The following is a 20,613-nucleotide window of genomic DNA, read 5'->3' as shown; positions in this document are numbered from 1 at the left end:
CCAGCTTATCAATCCTGTCTGCCGCTTCCATAATGTTATCTAATGCACAAACGATACTATGAAAAAGCATTCAGAAAAAAATATTATTTTTCTTTTTTGCCAATATGAACTGCCGCTACTCCACCAGTAAAAGGCTTATAGCTAACCTGATCAAAACCAGCATTCTCAAACATTTTAGCAAGTTCCTTCATCCCCGGGAAGTCACGTGCCGATTCTTGTAGCCAAGAATATTCTTTATAGCTCTTTGCAAAAATCTTACCGAACATTGGCATAATGAAGCGGAAGTAAAAATAGTAACCTTGTTTAAACCCAAGCATTGTTGGCTGAGAAGTCTCAAGGCAAACAGCAATGCCTCCAGGCTTGACTACTCTATGCATTTCTTTTAGTACTTGTAAATAGTCAGGAACATTACGCAAGCCAAAGCCAATTGTGACATAATCAAATGTGTTATCAGGAAATGGCAGCTCCATTGCATTTCCATGAACAAGCTTTACTTGATTTAGTTTAAGATCCTTTACTTTTTGTTCCCCTATTTTCAGCATATTTTTACTGAAGTCAAGACCAATGACTTCACCTTTATCACCAACTGCATCAGCCATTGCTATCGTCCAATCTGCCGTACCACAGCAGACGTCTAGAGCCTTCGAACCCTTTTGGACGTTCATTCTCTTCATCGTATCTTTACGCCATCTAATATGCTGCTGAAAGCTGATGACGGAATTCATTTTGTCATAATTCCCATAAATCTTTTCAAAGACATGATGGACGCGCTCTTCTTTTGATTGTTGCATACTGCTTACCCTTCTTCCACAAATGTATTTGTTAAAGATTTCTGCTGACTAAGGATCGATTGAATTCTTTTATCCAACAGTTCATTCATAAAAGGAAAATTCGACAAACTCTTTTCAATTAGCTGCTTCGAACGATCAACATACTTATCACAGATGGCAAGTAATTTTTTTTCTTGCTCACTCTTCAATTGATTGGATATTTGCTCTGTTCTTGGAAATGAAAGGTTATTTAAAGCATCAAAAACAACTGATCCTTTTCCATGTAAAAATAATTCCCTTTCAGCGGTTAGCCGTTTGACGAATAAAAGATTTGATACTAAGTCACTCCAGTCCTTGTTATCCAAGTACGAAGTCATTTTAACAAATAAAGAAGACTCAATCATTTTTACATCGTTCATTAAAGCATCTATATTTTCAGATGATTTTTGATAAAGCGAAATTTTATGTTCATTCACTTCTTTTATCCCAATAGCCAGCATACGAATCATTTCAATGTCATCAATGCCTGCAAGGATTTTATAGTATAAACCACTATAATAAACACCAGCCAATACAGTTAGCTGTCTAGGCTTTAGATCCTCTGAATCAAGCTTCTGATTTGAAACCAGTTCATGGGTATCAAGAGCAATTTGAATGAGCATTGTTGTTATGCAATAGTTTATTGCTTTATTCTCAGGCAGATTCCCTTGTTTAAGAAATGTAATAAGGAGCAATAGCTTGTCTTCATCTATAATTGGAGACTCAATATACTTAAGTAAATAAGGGTGTTTCATCTTTTTTTCGATTTGTTCTTTCACATCTGCTAATACGGTCATCAAGTTTTGCATGCAATCACCCTTGTTTTCCCTAAGTTTTCTTCGTTTCTCCGAAATATTACTTTATATTAAAAAATTTTTTCTCTTTTTAAACATACATAAGGCAGAAATCATTATATCATATATTACATTTCAATGTCAGAGGAATTTTCGAGAAAACAGTCTGCATGTAAACACTTACAACTTTTTCAAATTATGTATTTGCAAAGATTGTTGCTAAATAACATTCGTGGGTAGAGGTTGATTTCCGCTTCAGGTACTCGCTTTCCGCGGGGTGGGCGCTGAGCCTCCTCGACGCTAAAGCGTCTGCGGGGTCTCACCTGTCCCACTTCTCCCGCCGGAGTCTCGCACCTTCCGCTCCAATCAACAACCTTATTTGTAAATATCTTCTAAATATATAAACCTATTCAAAAACAACAATCTTATAAAAATAGCCTTATTATGTATTATTTCTTTGATTCGCTTTCTACTTCACCATGTGCTGTCATGATGGTTGCATTTCCTCTAATTTTTATTGCGGAAGTGTGTTCTGTAAATTGGGCAACCATTACTTCTCCATTATCAAGCTTTTCAGAATGATGGAATTTTGTATCTGAACCTCGTGTCAGCCCAATTACATTGACACCATCTTCCTTTGCTTTAATAATGATATATTCATTTCCCATCTGAATTCGATTCTCCATAAAAAACACCCTTTTATATCATATAATTTATGAATGCTATGTATTGGTATGGGCTGTCCTAAGACATGTTTCGATTACTAGAATTTGATCAATGAAAGAACTTCAGCTCGCGCTCTGTCATCTTCTGCAAATACACCTCTTACCGCAGTAGTGATTGTTTGAGAACCAGGCTTCTTCACTCCACGCATCGTCATACACATATGTTCTGCTTCTACTACTACCATTACCCCATGAGGATCAAGCTTTTCTAGGATCGAATCAGCAACTGTTGATGTAATTCGTTCCTGCAGCTGTGGGCGTTTAGCAACTGCTTCCACGGCTCTAGCAAGTTTGCTTAAACCTGTAACTTTTCCGTTCTTTGGAATATAAGCCACATGAGCTTTTCCGAAGAATGGCACAAGATGATGTTCGCACATGGAGTAAAAAGGAATATCCTTCACTAAAACGACTTCTTCATGATCTTCACCGAAAACAGTCTCAAAATATTCTTTCGGATCTTGGTTTAAACCTTGGAATACTTCCTCATACATTTTTGCTACTCTTTTTGGTGTATCGAGTAGCCCCTCACGAGTAGGGTCCTCCCCAATTGCATCTAATATTAAACGTACTGCTTCTTCTATCTGCGCACGATTTACTTTCGTCATTACATATCCTCCTCAAATCAAAGCAAAGTAATCTAAATCTAATATTTCCATATTAGCATACTCATTAAATTAAAGAAAAGCAGAAGTGGCTGATTCAGGGGCTGATAAACTTACGATTGACAATTTCCTAGATAAAGAAAAAACCGCGAGTAACTCGCGGTTTTGAACTGGAAGCAAAAGCTTATAGCACAATATGTACTTATTTAACTGCATCTTTCAATGCTTTACCTGGTTTGAAAGCAGGTACTTTGCTTGCAGCGATTTCAATTTCTTCACCTGTTTGAGGGTTACGTCCTTTACGTGCTGCACGTTCACGAACCTCAAAGTTTCCGAAACCAATTAGTTGAACTTTATCACCATTTTTTAAAGCATCTAAGATTGCATCAAAAACAGCATCAACAGCTTTAGTAGCGTCTTTCTTAGAAAGTTCGCTGCTTTCAGCAACTGCGTTAATTAGTTCTGTCTTATTCATGCCTTTCACCTCCTCCCAAAATTGAAATGCGCAAAGCGCCTTGGAGCTGGAGCTAGACACCGTCTAACTCTAGGAATACCATACGCTCTAACATCTAAAGAAATATTCTTACTTACATTTGTAAACAAATTTACTGATTTCTAAACGTTTTCATGTATTTTTGTTTAACATGCCCAATAATAAATCATAAACGAAAAAATATCAATCCATTTGTATTAAAAAATCCTTTAATACTAAGGGTTTAAGCAACTTTTGCTTTAATTCAGTTTAAAGATTATCACAATCATTTACGGTTATCAAGAATATTTCTAGTATTAGTGGAAAAGTTTTCATATTTATTGACAAAAATGAACGTTTAGACTATTTGCAAAGGGGAATACAAAAAGAAAAAGACCCCCTTCGGAGTCCCTTAAACTATAATATTATCGCGATTAATCCGCCCGAGCCTTCGTTTATAATTCTTTCTAACGTTTCTTTCAGTTTATATCTTGCATTTTCAGGCATCATGGCCAGCTTTGCTTGAATTCCTTCTCTAACAATGGAGCTTAAACTGCGTCCGAATATATCTGAATTCCAAATGGATAGCGGATCATCCTCGAAATCCTGCATTAAATAACGAACGAGTTCTTCACTCTGTTTTTCCGTTCCAATAATCGGTGAAAATTCAGATTCCACATCTACTTTAATCATATGAATAGACGGGGCCACTGCCTTTAATCTAACACCAAATCTTGAACCATGGCGTGTAATTTCAGGCTCATCCAAACTCATATCTGCAAGGGATGGAGCTGCAATTCCATAGCCGGTTTGTTTGACCATTTTCAAAGCATCTGATATTTGATCATACTCTGTTTTCGCATGGGCAAAATCCTGCATAAGCTCTAATAAATGGTCTTTGCCGCGAATTTCTACACCGACAATTTCTTTTAATACTTCATCATAAAGATCATCTGGTGCAAATAGATCAATTTCTGCGACACCTTGACCCATCTCAATTCCAGCTAAGCCCGCTCGATCAATGAACTCAAAATCACTGAATTGATGAACGACACGGTCTACATCTCTAAGCCTTTTAATATCTTTAACTGTTTCTTTCACAGCCTCTTTATAGCTTTCTCTCAGCCAATGTTCTTCATGTAAAACCATTACCCAGCTTGGTAAATTCACATTGACCTCAAGCACAGGAAATTCATATAATGCTTCACGCATGACATTTAATACATCTGATTCCCGCATACCCTCTACACTCATAGCTAAGACAGGAATATCATATTTCTCAGCTAACTCATTCCTAAGTGCCTCTGTGTTGGGGTGATGAGGCTGTACACTATTGATAACCATAATGAATGGCTTTCCAACCTCTTTTAACTCATCGATTACTCTTTTTTCAGCATCAAGGTAATTGACTCGCGGAATTTCGCCAATTGTCCCATCAGTCGTAATCACTACCCCAATGGTTGAATGCTCTTGAATGACTTTCCTTGTACCAATCTCCGCAGCTTCATGAAAAGGAATGGGTTCTTCATACCATGGCGTATTAATCATTCTTGGGCCATTTTCATCCTCATAGCCTTTCGCTCCAGGAACCGTGTAGCCAACACAATCAACTAGGCGAATATTCACATCCAGCCCTTCATCCACATGAACTGTGGCAGCTTGGTTTGGAACAAATTTCGGTTCAGTTGTCATAATGGTCTTACCAGCCGCACTTTGAGGAAGTTCATCTTGGGTGCGTGCGCGGTCTGCTTCATTGCTCATATTCGGCAATACAACAAGCTCCATAAATTTTTTTATAAAAGTTGATTTACCTGTACGCACTGCTCCAACTACCCCGAAATAGATATCACCGCCAGTTCTTTCGGCAATATCTTTAAAAATATCTACCTTTTCCAAGTGATCCCCTCCTAAAATCTGTGGGATAATATTATCCTATCAATTACGTCTGGACATTATATGTTTATGATGTTGTCCTACTCCGTTATGACAGTTTTTTATTAATTACCCCAATTAAAGAGTAAAGTCTTGTTCATACTTTATTTCTTATTCATTACTGTTTAGGTTAGAATCGCAATGAAGAAAAAAACCCTTCTCCTACAATATATTTTGCTGGAGAAGGGTTATGACTATTTTGCCAAAAAGATTGGCTGTTTTGTATTTGCATCAATTGTATACGGCAAAGAATAAGCAGGTACAAATGATGAATCCTCAAGAAGAATACCCCTGATGTCTTCGCCAGGTTTATAATTCACTTCCCTATCCTTCACTGCCTCAAAAAGATCGCTTGTATAATCTACATACACTTCAGCATCTCCAGTTACTACGAAGGGAAGCTCTAATCCGCTATATGGACTTAAAGCAGTTGGATCCTCTGCATAGCCTAATTTGCGAAAATCCAAAGAAAAAACATGGCCAGCAATTTGTTCATTATATGGAGGATATCCTTGCGATTTTATCCTTAGTTTAATATCTCGTATCGTTTCTGCAATTCTTAAATCAAATATTTTTACCGTTGGATTGGTTTCTGCATCAACTAATACGTATTGAAATACCCCACCAGACTCAAATGCATTTCCTGGCGCCTCAGCCATATACTTAGGAGCTATTTTTTTGAAATCAATTGGGTACTTTTGATATATAGGTGTTGTTTGGCTCTTCGTTTTAATTGGAAGAAGCCCACCAGTGTCTTCTTTATATTTATTAACTGCTGTTTGAACAGCTTGAATCTGGTCCTCATAAGGGATTTGATTTTTTGCTAATCTTTCTTCAGGATACATGCATCCAGATAGAACAGAAATGGTTAAAAGCAGTAAAGAAAAAAACAGTAATCCTTTTTTCAACAGACTCAATCCTTTTGACTATGTATTTATCAACCAAAACTAGGGATACACTGCTGGAATTTCTACTTTAATTATTCTGGGGTAGGACCAGTAAATACGACAAAAAATATAATGATTCCTGACAAAATCATTAAGATATAAGCAATTGTAGCAGTAATAAATTTCAAAACCCCACCTAATTTATAACGACTCAAATAAATCATGAGTATAGACAAAAACATAAACCCCATCGCAGACAGAGATACCCACATTTTCATTAATGACGGTGACATGATTTCAACTCCTTTTTCCCCGATGTATTATACCATATCGCCAGTATAATTGGCACCAAACATGATTTTTGCTTGAAAACACTTCTTTTTTTCGGTTACACGATATGAAAAAAAAATCACGAAAAAAAAACTGAGCTAAAGAGGGGCAATTCTTTAACTCAGCATGTGACTAAATAACCCAAACACTCTGTTCATTTCACCAGTTTGCTTCGTTGCATTGTATGCAAAAGATTGCTCACTCGCATCCTCGAATGCCTATATTTACAAATTATTATCTAGAACATTCGTCAGATCTTCCATTTCGTTCTTCTTCCCACGAGCCATTAAGCGATCAACAGCATCTTTTGTGTTTATATTATTAAAAAGAACATCATAAAGTGCATCGGCAATCGGCATATTTACTTCATACTTTTCCGCTAATTGTTTAGCTGCTTTTGTCGTTCTGACCCCTTCAACTACCATTCCCATATTGTCAAGAACCTCTTGAAGGTTGTGGCCTTTTCCAAGTAAATTACCTGCTCTCCAGTTTCGGGAGTGAACGCTTGTACATGTCACAATTAAGTCACCAATTCCAGTTAGACCTGAAAAAGTTAGCGGACTTGCGCCCATTTTCATTCCTAGACGTGCAATTTCTGCTAAACCACGTGTAATTAAGGCAGCTTTCGCATTATCCCCATACCCTAGTCCATCAGTAATCCCTGCTGCAAGTGCAATAATATTTTTTAGAGCACCGCCTATTTCTACACCAACAATATCCGGGTTCGTATAGACTCGAAAATTATTATTAATAAATAAATCTTGAATCCTGTCTGCTGCCTCCATATTTTTCGAGGAAACAGTAACTGTTGTTGGATATCGTCGACTCACTTCTTCTGCATGGCTCGGTCCAGAAAGAACAACAACACTTTCCAAAAGATGGGCAGGCATCTCTTCTTCAATCATTTCAGAAATTCTGAGCAAGGTATCTGGCTCTACTCCTTTGCTGACATGGACAATTGTTAGAGGTTCTTTTCTAATTGTACTTATCTTACCGATTACTTCCCTAATAGCTTTTGTAGGAACGGCTAAAATGATTGTGTTAACTCCAAATAAAGCATCTTCCAGAGAAGCAAAGCCGATAATTCCTTCTGGCAAATGAATATCAGGTAAATATTTTTTATTTGTATGGTATTCATTTATTTCTTTAATTTGTTCAGGGTTATGTCCCCAGAGCTTCACTTTATGTTCATTGTCTGCCAAAACCATTGCTAATGCTGTACCCCAGCTGCCAGCACCAATTACAGCAACGCTGTCCCTATTTCGCTCCATAAAATCACTGCCTTTTATTGATATTATCATGCGCTTTTCTTTGTCCAGCTTCAGCGGCTAGCCCCTCGAGGTCATAAGCCACTCCTCCCATAAAAGGTAAAGAACACCTTTTACGGGAGGCTTGTCTTATGCTTGTCGGGGCTGAGCGAGCCGCTTACGCTTTTCTTATTACTTTCTTTCTCTAGCGAATATTTTTATTGGTGTTCCTTCGAAGCCGAAAGCATCTCTAATTCGGTTTTCTAGGAAACGCTCATATGAGAAATGGAGTAATTCTGGATTATTAACAAACACAACAAATGCTGGCGGCTTGACGGCCACTTGTGTCGTATAGTAAATTCTGAGACGCTTGCCTTTATCTGTTGGAGTAGGATTCATTGCTACTGCATCCATCACCACATCATTTAGCACACTAGTGTCTACACGTAATGCATGGTTTTCACTTGCCGTATTAATCATCGGAATCAATGTATGAATCCGTTTTTTTGTTTTGGCCGATAAGAAAACGATTGGTGCATAGTCTAGGAATAAGAAGTGTTCGCGGATATTTGTTTCGAATGCCTTCATCGTCTTTTCATCTTTTTCAACAGCATCCCATTTATTCACAACGATCACAACTGCTCTTCCAGCTTCATGTGCATAGCCAGCAATCTTCTTATCATGCTCAATAATGCCTTCTTCTCCATCAATTACTACTAGAACAACGTCTGAGCGTTCTATCGCCCTTAAGGCACGAAGGACACTATACTTCTCAGTTGTTTCATAGACCTTCCCTTTTTTACGCATACCAGCTGTATCAATGATGACATATTTATCCCCATTATAAGTAAGCTGCGAATCAATTGCATCTCTAGTTGTTCCAGCAATATTACTCACGATAACCCGTTCTTCTCCAAGAATGGCATTAACAAGAGAAGATTTTCCTACATTTGGTCTTCCAATTAATGAAAACTTAATGACATCATCTTCATAATCGTTTTGCCCATGTTTCGGAAAATGTTTGGCTGCTTCATCAAGCAAATCCCCTAATCCTAAACCATGTGAACCTGAAATTGGGAATGGCTCCCCAAATCCCAATGAATAGAAATCATAAATTTGATCTCTCATTTCAGGATTATCAATTTTATTAACAGCAAGGACAACAGGTTTTTTTGACTTATAGAGTATTTTCGCTACTTCTTCATCAGCAGCCGTTACGCCTTCTCTTCCGTTTGTTAAGAAGATAATAACATCTGCTTCATCAATAGCGATCTCCGCCTGCTGGCGAATTTGCTCTAAGAAAGGTTCATCTCCAATATCAATTCCGCCTGTATCAATAATGTTAAATTCATGTGTTAACCATTCTCCTGAACTGTATATACGATCTCTCGTAACTCCTGGAATATCCTCAACAATAGAAATTCGTGCACCTACAATTCTATTGAAAATAGTTGATTTCCCTACATTTGGACGTCCGACAATCGCCATCACTGGTTTTGCCATGAACATCACTCCTTTAAACTTATTTCTTTCAAACATACTTAAACATCCTAATTTATTCAACCGAAGCCTAAGAACGGATAAAAGTGATTTGTGATAAAATAAACCCTTCTTATTAAATAGAAGGGCCTAACTTCCTTATATTATCAAAGCAGTACCTTCCTAGCAACGAAAAACTTAGAAGATTGGTTAATGTTTCACAATCACATACAATTCTTCATTTAATGCATGGGCAATTCCATCGAGAATGGCTTCAAGATTGGCTGCGATTGAATCCATTTCTTCTTTGTTTTCACAAGAGAATACGGTGGCCCCACTTGGGACCTTCGCAGGATTTGTCGTGATCACAGCAAGTATATATTTTTCCAGAACCATCAGTTTAACTCCTTTTCTTATGGTTGTTTACGGGAAACATTGTTGCTTATATTTCCTAAGATCTTTCTATTCCTTTTTGCTAGAAGTATTTCTTTCAGTTGGCATACGGATAGCATTTTCAAGTGTTGGCACAGCGCCGATAATGGTTAAAGCTTTTTCAATGTTTTTCTCTTGCGGCAGGACAAACACTGCTACTCTCCCATCATCAAGATCTCGTTTAGCAAGCGGTACGAGCGCTGGAGTGCCAGAGTCTCGATAGACACCTAGTGCTGTTGATACATCGTGAAGAATGGCCTGTCTTTGGCCTAAATTCGCAATGGTCGAGCGGGCATTAAAGTTTTTCGGTTTTAATATAAAGCCCATTCCGTACTTTAGAACCTCTTCTTGTCTTTGCGGGAGACCAATATTCATAATATAAATATTATCAACATATAATCCTGCGCCATCAAAGCGGGGCTTCATGTATTCAATATCCACGATATCAGAGATCTTCCCACCGGACATAAGAACTCTAGCAAGAATAAAGGCGATCACCGCGAAGGTAAGACCAAGCCATATATTTAGTAACAGGTATCCGAGGACACTTACAAGGGAAGTGAAAATCACAAGGTAGTTTCTGCTTTCAAAGGCAATTGCAATTCCTTCGATATAGGTCTTTCCTCTAGGAACCATTTCATAGCTATCCAGTTCCGTCAGTGTATTTCTTTCCATATTCCTTACTTCACGAAATTGAGAAGCTGCCAATGTCAGAAAGGTAATCGCTGTAAATTCTGCATTGAGAATAGATGGAATCGCGACGGATCCTAAGCCAGCCGCAATAAATCCAAGCGCCGTATGAATAATTTTCCCATGGAGATAGGTAGGATACTGACGATAATCAGATCTCAACATATACAGTCTTGCCAGTGTCCCAATTGCAACTCCAAAAAGGATCGGTAATGTGTATTCACTCATGATAGTTTTTGTTTCTCCCTTTCCAATTGATTGAAATGTCTCTCATAGAATGTTGCCAAGTATTCAATTCCATTCCATATAGTGACTAGCAGCGTAGCCAGTGCAATAACATCTAAAAAAGTGAACGAAGCAATTAAGAAAGGAAATGAATATTTACTTAGAATAAGTGCATATAAGAACTCTCCCTGAATGGAACCCAGCAATAGAATATAAATACGCCCCCAGCTATTTCTTTGCAATAAGAAGGATATACATACGACTATTACAGCAAGCATCCAATTACGCGGGAAAATGAGCCATACTGGATCGAATAATTCAAATAAATAGAAACATACATAGGCTAGCATAATAATAAAAGAACATAGTAATGAATAAAGCATTTTTAGCCTTTCCATTCGAGCTGCAGCATAAAATAACGAACAACTAAGAAAGATGCCGGCCCCTGATACTTCATAACCAAAAATGGGAATCACCCATGATGATGCACAAATAAATAATAAAAGCCAGATGGAAAACTTTAACCGTGTTTTATTTTCTTTTTTCATAAAAAAGGTTGCAATAATCCAAAAGCTCCAAGTTAACCAATAAAATGTTAATCCTTCCATATGTACTCACCTCCTATTCTTTTCATTATGGCTTTCAATTATGTACTTTAATCTTTTTACGTGTGAATAATTTATTCATCCTTACTCCATGTTATATAAAGGGAGGTGTGTTCTATGGGAAGAGATCGTCAGGAGAAAAAATTGAAGCAAAGCAAGAGGGTAGAATCCGACCGTGACCAAGCACTTCATTATTCTGGAGCTACGAAGATGCAAAGCCCTGAAGAAGCTAGAGACTTGAATAATAATAAGCTATAGGAAAAGAAAAAAGAGCTCTCGCAACTTACTTGCGAGAGCTCTTTTATTATCTTTGACTATACTTCTTTGTATCAATATTTCTTTCACTAAGCCAGTGATGTGTTTTTCCAGATATAATGATAGGGACTTGCTGGAGATCCGCTATATTTCTTGCACCTAAAGCTGTCATTATTATGGCCAATTCGTCATGAATGAATTGAAGCTCTTCAATTAATGCTTCAACCCCTTCTTTCATGAGAATTTTAAGAAAATGACCTGCAGCGCCAACGGCATCAGCTCCAAGAGAAATTGCTTTTGCAATATCAAGGCTTGTCTGAATCCCACCTGAGCCAAGAACTGATAATCCACTTCCCATTGTCTTCGCCTCTACAATTGAAACAGATGTTGGAATTCCCCAGTCATTAAAGAAGGCAAGAGAGCTTTCACGTCGGTTATTTTCGATTTTCGCAAAATTAGTACCGCCAAAGCCACCAACATCAACTGCAGTCACTCCGATTGAGAGCAGCTTTGCTATCGTCTCCTTACTCATGCCAAAGCCAACTTCCTTGACGATGATCGGAACATTCGTATCGCTTACGATTTTTTCAATTCGTTGAAGTGCAAAAGAAAAATCCCGATCTCCTTCAGGCATCGTCAATTCTTGAATCACATTTAAATGAATTTGGAGAGCATTCGCATCGATCATATCAATCGCTGCTTTTGCCTGGTCACTTGTTGCCTCACTGCCTAGATTGCCGATAATGACTCCATTTGGATACTCTTCGCGAACAACTTGATAGGTTTTCGCTTCTGCTGGATCCTTGAGAGCAGCCATTTGAGAACCGACGGAAATAGCCATGCCCATATTTCTTGCTGCAATAGCGAGATCTCGATTAATCTGTAATGTTCGGTCCCCGCCACCACCAGTCATGGCATTGATGAAAATTGGTGAACTTACTGAAAGTTCACCAATTTTTGTGTCTAACTTCACTTGATCTAAAGAAACATCCGGTAAACTTTGATGGATAAAAGCAATATCCTCAAACCTTGCCGTTCTTTCTTGTCCATTTGCGAGGGCGAAACGTATATGATCCCATTTTCTTTTTGATCTAGACACTATTTATCACCATTACTTCTTCAAATTCTTTAATTGATCACCGATCATTTCACCTAACTGAAACCCTTTGAATTCTTCTGGCAGCTCATAGTCAGTGACGTAATCTTCTTCTCTTTCTTGAAGCTCTTTTATACTTAAAGATAGACGCTGATCCTGTTCGTTAACTTCAAGCACCTTCACTTGAATTTCTTGGCCTTCTTTTAATACCTCATGTGGTGTGCCAATATGTTTATGAGCAATCTGAGAGATATGAACAAGCCCTTCTACACCAGGGAATAGTTCAACAAAAGCACCATAGGATACTAGTCTTTTAACAACACCATTTAGCGTGCTTCCTTTAGGCGCCTTTTCAGCAATATTGCTCCAAGGCCCAGGTAGGGTTTCCTTAATTGATAAAGAAATTCTTTCATTATCACGATCCACACTTAACACTTTCACTTGAACCTTTTGACCTTCTTCAACAACTTCTGAAGGTTTTTCTACATGTTCGTAGGAAAGCTGGGAAATATGCACAAGTCCATCAATCCCGCCAATGTCTACAAATGCACCAAAATCAGTAATTCTTTGTACAGTACCTTCGATCACCTGTCCAGCCTTTAATGAGTCAAGAATTTGATGTTTTTGCTTTCCTTTTTCCGCTTCAACGACTGCACGATGAGAAAGAATTAAGCGGTTTTTATCCTTTTCCAATTCAACAATTTTAAAGGACATTGTTTTCCCTTTATAATCAGAGAAATCTTCAACAAAGAAGGCCTCAACAAGTGATGCAGGAACAAATCCGCGAACACCTAAGTCTACGACTAATCCGCCTTTTACAACATCCTTAATCTCGGCATCAAAGATCTCGCCATTATTAAATTTCCCCTCTAGATCTTGCCATGATTTCTCAGCATCTACTTTGCGCTTGGATAGAATCAATGCATCTTCTTCCACCTTTAGAACTTCAAGATCCAGCTGATCCCCAACAGACACAGCATCACTCGCTGTTTCAACATGGAGGCTAGATAATTCACTGATTGGAATAATTCCATCTAATTTACTGTCACTAATATGAACGATTACCTGCTTCTCTTCCACTTTCGTCACTTGACCAGAAACCTTGTCCCCTACCTCGAAACTTCTCACTTCCACTTGGTTCATCTCTTCAGACATATGTATTCCTCCCTTATTGAAATGCAAAAACACCTTGACTTATACCCCGTCTAGGCGGTGTTTGCTTGTAGCCCTCTAATTCTATTAATCATATATTTATAAATAAATTTTAAAAATTGCCTTTTTACTAACTTCTTACAAACGGCTTCTTTTGTCAAGCAAGAAGGCTTATCTATACTCATTAATTAGCTTACGAATCTCATTCATAATTATTTCCGTTGTCTCTTCAGCAGTAGCTTTCCTTTCACGATGGGCTTTCATATCAATCGGCTTCCCATAAACTACTTTTAATCTTTTAAAAGCTTTGTATGGGCCGATAATTGCACATGGAACAATCTCAGCATCTGTACGAAGAGCAAAAAAACCAGCACCTGCTAGCCCTTTCCCTAACTCCCCTGTTTTGCTCCGCGTTCCTTCTGGAAAAAGACCAAAAACATGCCCTTCTTTTAAAACGGAAAGCCCTTTTCTTAAAGCTTCACGGTCACTCATTCCCCTTTTGACAGGAAATGCATTTAAGTGAGGAACGAGCTTGCCCAAAATTGGTACATTAAACAACTCTTCCTTTGCCATAAAATGAACGGGCCTCGGCGCATTAATACCTGCAACAATCGGATCAAAATTGTGTATATGATTCGTGCAAAGAAGGACACCGCCACTTTTCGGCAAATTTTCCCGACCAATGACTTCAAATCGATAAATTGGCTTTAATACTCCAAGTAAAACCGATTTGGCGAAAGAATAAAATGTCAATATCATCAGATCCTTTCATTAGCCAGGTTCATAATTTCGTCAACAACCTGTTCAATTGATAAGGAAGTTGTATCTATTTCAATAGCATCTTCTGCTTTTTTCAATGGGGCAACCTCACGCTCTGAATCTAATTTATCTCTCAAGGCAATCTCTTCTATTAACTTCTCTAGATCAGATGGAAATCCCTTTTGAATATTTTCATTATGTCTACGAACAGCCCTCTCCTCGACAGATGCCAGAAGAAAAACCTTTACTTCCGCTTCAGGCAGCACATGGGTACCAATATCTCTTCCATCCATAACTACCCCGCCAGTTTTGGCAAAGCTTTGCTGTCTAGAAACCATTTCTTCTCTAACTAACTTATGCTTTGCAACAATCGATACCGAATTCGTTACCTCTGAGGATCTAATCTCATTTGTTACATTTTGCCCATCTAAATAAATTAACTGCCCTAGTTCCCCAGGGAGCAGCTCCATTGAAGTATCATTCAATATTTTCATGAGCTCTAGTTCATCTTCTAGGCTACAATGGTTTGTAATCGCTTTGTAAGTTAACGCTCTATACATCGCACCTGTATCTATATAAATATATGAAAGCTTTTCAGCCACAATTTTTGCGACTGTACTCTTTCCTGCTGCTGCAGGGCCATCGATTGCAATTGAAATCTTATTAGTCATAATGCCTCCTATAATAACTGTACATACTTTTTCTATGTAACAAAATGGTCGGTCTGATTCATTGAACAAGCCTTTATGTACGAAGTAATAACCAGCGAAGTGAAATGAAGCAGACCGACTTTTACATACTTCGTTGTGAGCAAATGCTCATGAATGTTTGTTTTTTATGATTTTATTTTAACATATGATGACGGAAAATCATCTTATTTAATCTAGTACCTTCACTTTAAATAGAAAATAAGCAGGCAATTACCTGCTTACTCATTTTCCCCTAAATGTCTCTAGCAATTCAGCGAAATTATTATCGGTCACACCTTCATATTGACTTAGTTGCTTCAATTCGGGAAAAGCATTCCATTTATGTAGAAATAATTGGGTCATAATCAAAAATAAACATTGGATTATCACCATTTTGATTAGAATTCTCTCGAATGTTTTCATTTATTATCGCTCCGCTCGTTTACTATACTATTAGTATGAGAGCAAATTAAATAAATTATTCCATTCCTTAATTATTCTATCCCTTTTTTCTTGTATGCAAGCTGTCTATCAAAGCAAAAGCGCAATAGAAGCTGTCGGTCACTATACGAAGTTTCAACGAATTGGATAGAAATGACTGGCTTGGAATCCTTCCTCTCAAGGATCCTTACAATCTTTCCTTTCAATTTCAAATAATGAATTTCTCCATTTTGCATTGGCAAAACAAACCAATTATATATGACCATATTTGGCTTCAAATGGGAATGATAAGGGCTGATGATGGCTGCTCCACCTGCACTAATATCTTCCGTTACTGATATAATCGGTGGAAATTCGGCATCAATAGGATGTATTGCAACGTCCACAGATGTCTCAACACGCACAAATTGTCTTCGCTGGATTCTTACAAGATGTTCATTACCTGGATAAGATAAAACAATCATCGGAATTTTCTGCTTCACCCTTCTAAGTACCTCACATTCGAAAAGGTAAACAGAACCGTCATCCGAAACAAAATTCCCTTTTAATTGTGTGCCATCCAGAAGAAACACGGTTTTCTTTGTTTCCAAACTTATTGGGTAATCAATAAAAAGCTTATCTCCTGACCTTTCAACGATCTTACATTTATATTGTTCGACTTTCTCTGAACGACTTAGTTCTAATATAAGTACATCACCGATATTTACCATACAGACCACACTTTCTCATGCAAAAGGTTCATCTTATCCATTAATTATGACATGTATGGAAAGTTTTGTACATATACGAAAAGCTTAGTCTTCTTTAGCCTGAAAGGGAAAAAGGAAAAGTCCTATGACTCTTCCTTTAGACAACATCTTCAAATATTTGCTCTGCATTTTTTAATTTTTCAACTTTTTCTTCCATTCCGTCCTCAGCATTAATGAAGATCCGGTACGTATCATCCCCTAATGTTCCTAAGAACTCATAGCAGAGAACTTCTTGATTCAAGTCATTAATAATTACGGCTAACTGATCTTCCATTACTTTTACTTGTGGGTTAATCTTTGAACGTGCGTCTTCCTTCGTTATGGCAGGTTCAGGAATATCCCTAACATGATGGGATCTTAAATAATCCTCTGCAGAAAATCCAAGCATTTTCCCATTATCCAATGCAATCTTTATCTTAATAGACTCTGGGTAAATTCTAATATTATTTTCATTCGTTACGAAGGTAAAGACCCCAATGTTATCATATTGTGCACTTTCGAATAAATCCAAGCTTTCAAACCCGTTTTCTTTCAAAAATGTAATGGCCTTTTTACTCGCTTCATTCAAGCTAATGGCTTGTTTTTCTACATCTCTTGCAAGGATGAACCATATAGGATAGCCGCCTTTTTTGGTGATATCCATATTAGCTTCATTTTTTGTTTTCTTATCTTGGACAGTTACACTATAAAATCCATATTTTGAACCATCCCCATTTTCCGTGACTTGCACATTCACTTTATTTCCGAAGTTTGCATATTTCTTAGCAATTTTTTCAGCTTCTTCTTTAGAAATCTGTTTACCTTCAAGATATTCGAAATTCTCATCTTTTTTCTGCATGTTTACAAAGGCTGGACCAAAGTCCATCTCTCCATAGCCTTCAACTGTTTTCTCAACCGTTTTGAATCCATCAATAATTGTATTATCTGCCGTTTCATCACCTGATGCTAGGGCCATCTCCACATCCATCCAGCGAAGATTATTCTCTAGCACCATATGCTGTACTTCACGTAAATCTTTCTGTATTTCTCCAGCCTGTGAGTATAGCTTTTTTAATGATTGGTATTCCTTATCTGATAACGGTTCTTTATCCAAATCCCTAACTGCAGTCTTATAGCTGAAATTCCCAATATTCGCAAGAAACTCTTCTGTTTTGTTAAATGGAAGCAACGTTAATGGCAGCTGCCCAACATTAGAATGAGCTTCAGATGTTAGCTTCCAAACATCCGCTAAGGCAGGAGATAGCGAAGACCGTGAATTCATCGCCAAAGTCGTACCAATTTTATCGTGTAGAACATCTATTTGATAGGTTAAATCATGGAAGGCCCTTTGATAATTATTTTCCGAATTAATCAGGATTGCATTTTTCTCACGATGTTCCTGATAGCCCCAAAAAGCTGTTCCAGCTACACCTAATCCAAGTACACCTATTAATATTCCTCTTAGCATCATTCTTCACCTCTCTATTTACAGAAAATATGTTTACCAATCTGTTTAATTTGTGGTCTTGTCCAGATCCATCCGCTAGTAGCAGTGTCAGGATTGAAATAATAAAGTGCATTTCCTGTTGGATCCCAGCCATTAATCGCATCCAAAACAGCTTCCTTTGCCCGTTCATTCGGCGTCAGCCATATTTGCCCATCTGCTACTGCTGTAAATGCCCGCGGTTCAAAAATAACACCTGATACCGTGTTCGGGAAAGAAGCACTATCCACCCGGTTTAAAATGACAGCTGCAACCGCAACCTGACCTGTATAAGGCTCTCCTCTTGCTTCTCCATACACTGCATTAGCCATTAATTGAATATCATTTTGCGAGAAACCATTTGGCATATTTGCTGCTGAAGGTTTTTGCTGAGTACCGGTCTGATTCTGCTGTGCTCCAGTTGTATCTTGTTTTGCTTTTCCCTCATTAGTCGACTTCGTTTGTTTTTCTAAATCAGTACCTCCGTAATGCGTAAACTTATTTCCTTTTTTGATTTGTTCTTTGACAAAACTTTCATTATAATTCGATGCCTTAACAAGCTTGTCCTTTGTTCCCTGTCCAGCTATCCCGTCAATATCCAATCCGAATTCATATTGAAAATTCCTTAAAGCCCAATATGTCCCCCACCCAAATACACCATCTATCTTTCCATTATAAAAACTAAGATATTGAAGCCTTGATTGCAGCTCAATTACATCGTCACCTACCGCTCCTTGTTGGATGACTTGATTTGTAAAAGCCGTAACCTTTCCATCATTCCAGCTCATTGGTACAAACAGCATACATAGAGAAATGATTAGAAATACTTTAGTTATGAACAAATTCTTTTTCATGGATTGCAACCTCCAAAGTAAATCTTTATAGCATTATCTCTATATTTTGTAGTAACTGGTTTTTTATACAATTAAAAAACTCCTCATTTTTATAAATGAAGAGTTTGTTTAATAATGAAGGTGATTTTCGATATGCTTTGCATTCATCGCTCTGGCCATCTTAACCTTTCGCAAGCCTAGCCACCAAAGGAATATCATGAATGGAAGCATTATGATCATCCAATTTTTTTGAGTGATTAATATGAAGTCATACGTACCATGAAGAATGAATGGAAAGAATAAGGATAGAAATATCCATTTATATTTATGGGTTGCTGTAAATTTCCCTTTTCCGATATAATAACCCATAATGACACCAAAAAGTGCATGGCTTGATACTGGAAGAAGAGCTCTTCCAAGTGCATGATCCACTCCATGAGCAATTAGATAGAAAATATTCTCTAATGTTGCAAAGCCCAAAGATACGGAAGCACCATACACAATTCCATCATATGGTTCATCAAACTCTACATGCTGATAAATCGCATAAAATAATACAAACCATTTAAAAAATTCTTCCATCAAACTAACTGAAAGAAAGGCATTTATAAAGCTGGATTGAATCAAGTTTTCCGTTTCAAGTACATATTGAATAAACATAATTGGAAACACAAGCAGTGCGCCGAAAAAGAAGGTTTTTAATACCATAGAAATGGGCTCAGAGCTATATTGATCCTTCAAATAAAAATAACTTAATAGTGCTAATCCAGGGGCAATGCCCGCAGATAATATTCCAAGCATGAGCTGCCCTCTTTTCAAATAATTTTCTTTAATCGTAACATGATAATGAAGGAATGAAAATGACTTTTCAAATATTGGAATTAGAAAAATAGGAAACTATGTCCATTTAGTTCAAAAGATCATCCATTTACAATAAGAAATTCGGAGGAATATTCGATGCAGAAGAAGGTACTTATTATTCATACAGGCGGAACAATTTCCATGAGTGAAGATGCTTCAACAGGTGCTGTCAGGCCAACTGATAATAACCCATTAACTGAAAAGACAAATGAATTACTGTCTCTTGCTGATATTATTGTTGAGGAACCATTCCATCTTCCTTCTCCACATATAACATCTGTAGAAATGTATAAACTGAAGACAATCATTGATAAATACAATGAAGAAGCAGCAATTTCAGGGGTTGTTATTACTCACGGAACAGATACATTAGAGGAAACAGCTTATTTCCTTCACTTAACAGTACAGTCATCTATGCCCATTGTTGTCACTGGTGCTATGCGTTCAAGCAATGAAATTGGAGCAGACGGACTTTATAATTTAATCTCATCCATTCGAGTGGCGTCATGTGAAGAAGCAAAGAATAAAGGGGTTCTTGTGGTCCTTAATGATGAAATTCACACAGCAGAAAATGTGACCAAAACACATACAAGCAATGTTTCCACTTTTCAAAGTCCACAGTACGGACCGATCGGTATAGTGACAAAGAGAGGTGTCTTCTTCCATCATCTCCCTACAACGAATGAATATTACAAAATTGCTGGAGTGTCTAAACGAGTCGCCTTAATTAAAGCGCATGCTGGAATGGATTCTACTCTCTTACTTGCCATTAGAGACCTAGACTATAATGGAGTGGTTATTGAAGCACTTGGGCAAGGGAATTTGCCGCCTGCAACTGTTGACGGAATTAAAGCACTCATTGAAAAGAATATACCTATCGTTCTCGTCTCCCGCTGCTTTAACGGTATTGCTCAAGATGTTTACAGTTATGATGGCGGTGGGAAGAACTTAAAGGATTTAGGCGTTATTTTCTCTAACGGTCTAAATGGCCAAAAAGCACGAATCAAATTACTAATTGGTTTAGAGAGCACGAATGAAATGAAAGCAATTGAAGAAATGTTCCTTATTTAGTCATTATAATGAAAGA

At 37.6% G+C, this 20,613-nt stretch carries 24 protein-coding genes; 2 read left to right on the top strand and 22 right to left on the bottom strand.

The window, feature by feature from the left end; translation table 11 throughout:
• Positions 1-83: 83 nt before the first annotated feature.
• The 13 genes from ACFYKT_RS04670 to ACFYKT_RS04610 all read right to left on the bottom strand — a co-directional run bounded on the left by ACFYKT_RS04670 (position 84) and on the right by ACFYKT_RS04610 (position 11,232).
• Positions 84-791 (bottom strand): demethylmenaquinone methyltransferase, encoded by a 708-nt coding sequence (locus ACFYKT_RS04670; protein ID WP_389216138.1) that lies wholly within the window; start codon positions 789-791, stop codon positions 84-86.
• Between the two features lie 5 nt (positions 792-796).
• Entirely contained in the window at positions 797-1,618 is an 822-nt protein-coding gene (locus ACFYKT_RS04665; RefSeq protein WP_389216135.1) for a heptaprenyl diphosphate synthase component 1, read from the bottom strand.
• A gap of 434 nt (positions 1,619-2,052) precedes the next feature.
• Entirely contained in the window at positions 2,053-2,289 is a 237-nt protein-coding gene (mtrB, locus tag ACFYKT_RS04660; protein WP_389216133.1) for a trp RNA-binding attenuation protein MtrB, read from the bottom strand.
• Between the two features lie 77 nt (positions 2,290-2,366).
• Positions 2,367-2,933, bottom strand: a complete 567-nt coding sequence (gene folE, locus ACFYKT_RS04655) for a GTP cyclohydrolase I FolE (RefSeq protein WP_389216130.1) — start codon at positions 2,931-2,933, stop codon at positions 2,367-2,369.
• Between the two features lie 199 nt (positions 2,934-3,132).
• Entirely contained in the window at positions 3,133-3,405 is a 273-nt protein-coding gene (locus ACFYKT_RS04650; RefSeq protein WP_053476815.1) for an HU family DNA-binding protein, read from the bottom strand.
• Between the two features lie 414 nt (positions 3,406-3,819).
• Positions 3,820-5,298, bottom strand: coding sequence for a stage IV sporulation protein A (spoIVA, locus tag ACFYKT_RS04645; protein WP_389216126.1), 1,479 nt, complete (start codon positions 5,296-5,298; stop codon positions 3,820-3,822).
• Positions 5,299-5,528: 230 nt separating this feature from the next.
• The gene (locus ACFYKT_RS04640; protein WP_389216123.1) at positions 5,529-6,242 is read right to left on the bottom strand and encodes a hypothetical protein; all 714 of its coding nucleotides are present in this window, start codon (positions 6,240-6,242) and stop codon (positions 5,529-5,531) included.
• Between the two features lie 71 nt (positions 6,243-6,313).
• On the bottom strand, positions 6,314-6,514 hold the full coding sequence (locus tag ACFYKT_RS04635; protein ID WP_389216120.1) for a DUF2768 domain-containing protein: 201 nt from the start codon (positions 6,512-6,514) through the stop codon (positions 6,314-6,316).
• Positions 6,515-6,775: 261 nt separating this feature from the next.
• Entirely contained in the window at positions 6,776-7,822 is a 1,047-nt protein-coding gene (locus tag ACFYKT_RS04630; RefSeq protein WP_389216117.1) for an NAD(P)H-dependent glycerol-3-phosphate dehydrogenase, read from the bottom strand.
• 168 nt (positions 7,823-7,990) lie between these two features.
• The gene (der, locus tag ACFYKT_RS04625) at positions 7,991-9,301 is read right to left on the bottom strand and encodes a ribosome biogenesis GTPase Der (protein WP_389216114.1); all 1,311 of its coding nucleotides are present in this window, start codon (positions 9,299-9,301) and stop codon (positions 7,991-7,993) included.
• A gap of 186 nt (positions 9,302-9,487) precedes the next feature.
• Positions 9,488-9,673, bottom strand: coding sequence for a capping complex subunit for YIEGIA (locus tag ACFYKT_RS04620; protein ID WP_389216111.1), 186 nt, complete (start codon positions 9,671-9,673; stop codon positions 9,488-9,490).
• A gap of 66 nt (positions 9,674-9,739) precedes the next feature.
• Positions 9,740-10,627, bottom strand: coding sequence for a YIEGIA family protein (locus ACFYKT_RS04615; protein WP_389216108.1), 888 nt, complete (start codon positions 10,625-10,627; stop codon positions 9,740-9,742).
• The gene (locus tag ACFYKT_RS04610; protein ID WP_389216105.1) at positions 10,624-11,232 is read right to left on the bottom strand and encodes a YphA family membrane protein; all 609 of its coding nucleotides are present in this window, start codon (positions 11,230-11,232) and stop codon (positions 10,624-10,626) included. The genes ACFYKT_RS04615 and ACFYKT_RS04610 overlap by 4 nt, the downstream gene beginning before the upstream one ends.
• 114 nt (positions 11,233-11,346) lie before the next feature.
• Here ACFYKT_RS04610 and ACFYKT_RS04605 point away from each other — a divergent pair, with 114 nt between their 5' ends.
• Positions 11,347-11,487: a YpzI family protein gene (locus tag ACFYKT_RS04605; protein ID WP_389216103.1), complete on the top strand. Its 141-nt coding sequence runs from the start codon at positions 11,347-11,349 to the stop codon at positions 11,485-11,487.
• A gap of 46 nt (positions 11,488-11,533) precedes the next feature.
• Here the strand turns inward: ACFYKT_RS04605 and fni are convergent, their stop codons facing one another.
• The 9 genes from fni to prsW form a co-directional block, all read right to left on the bottom strand.
• Positions 11,534-12,583, bottom strand: a complete 1,050-nt coding sequence (fni, locus tag ACFYKT_RS04600; RefSeq protein ID WP_389216100.1) for a type 2 isopentenyl-diphosphate Delta-isomerase — start codon at positions 12,581-12,583, stop codon at positions 11,534-11,536.
• Between the two features lie 12 nt (positions 12,584-12,595).
• Entirely contained in the window at positions 12,596-13,735 is a 1,140-nt protein-coding gene (gene rpsA / locus ACFYKT_RS04595; RefSeq protein ID WP_389216097.1) for a 30S ribosomal protein S1, read from the bottom strand.
• Between the two features lie 168 nt (positions 13,736-13,903).
• Positions 13,904-14,485, bottom strand: a complete 582-nt coding sequence (locus ACFYKT_RS04590) for a lysophospholipid acyltransferase family protein (protein ID WP_389216094.1) — start codon at positions 14,483-14,485, stop codon at positions 13,904-13,906.
• 5 nt (positions 14,486-14,490) lie between these two features.
• Entirely contained in the window at positions 14,491-15,162 is a 672-nt protein-coding gene (gene cmk, locus ACFYKT_RS04585; protein WP_389216091.1) for a (d)CMP kinase, read from the bottom strand.
• A 261-nt stretch (positions 15,163-15,423) separates the two neighbouring features.
• Complete coding sequence (locus ACFYKT_RS04580; protein WP_389216088.1) at positions 15,424-15,603, bottom strand: YpfB family protein; 180 nt, start codon at positions 15,601-15,603, stop codon at positions 15,424-15,426.
• 71 nt (positions 15,604-15,674) lie between these two features.
• Positions 15,675-16,331: a flagellar brake protein gene (locus ACFYKT_RS04575; protein WP_389216085.1), complete on the bottom strand. Its 657-nt coding sequence runs from the start codon at positions 16,329-16,331 to the stop codon at positions 15,675-15,677.
• A gap of 136 nt (positions 16,332-16,467) precedes the next feature.
• Positions 16,468-17,817 (bottom strand): germination protein YpeB, encoded by a 1,350-nt coding sequence (gene ypeB, locus ACFYKT_RS04570; RefSeq protein WP_389217035.1) that lies wholly within the window; start codon positions 17,815-17,817, stop codon positions 16,468-16,470.
• A 14-nt stretch (positions 17,818-17,831) separates the two neighbouring features.
• Complete coding sequence (gene sleB, locus ACFYKT_RS04565) at positions 17,832-18,686, bottom strand: spore cortex-lytic enzyme (protein ID WP_389216083.1); 855 nt, start codon at positions 18,684-18,686, stop codon at positions 17,832-17,834.
• 108 nt (positions 18,687-18,794) lie between these two features.
• Entirely contained in the window at positions 18,795-19,466 is a 672-nt protein-coding gene (gene prsW, locus ACFYKT_RS04560) for a glutamic-type intramembrane protease PrsW (RefSeq protein WP_389216081.1), read from the bottom strand.
• Between the two features lie 156 nt (positions 19,467-19,622).
• Here prsW and ACFYKT_RS04555 point away from each other — a divergent pair, with 156 nt between their 5' ends.
• Positions 19,623-20,597, top strand: a complete 975-nt coding sequence (locus tag ACFYKT_RS04555; protein ID WP_389216079.1) for an asparaginase — start codon at positions 19,623-19,625, stop codon at positions 20,595-20,597.
• The last annotated feature ends 16 nt before the right edge of the window (positions 20,598-20,613 follow it).

The organism is Cytobacillus mangrovibacter (assembly GCF_042865275.1).
In the GTDB taxonomy this organism is placed as follows: Bacteria; Bacillota; Bacilli; order Bacillales; family Cytobacillaceae; genus Cytobacillus; species Cytobacillus mangrovibacter.
This window is presented reverse-complemented; position numbering and strand designations above follow the sequence as displayed.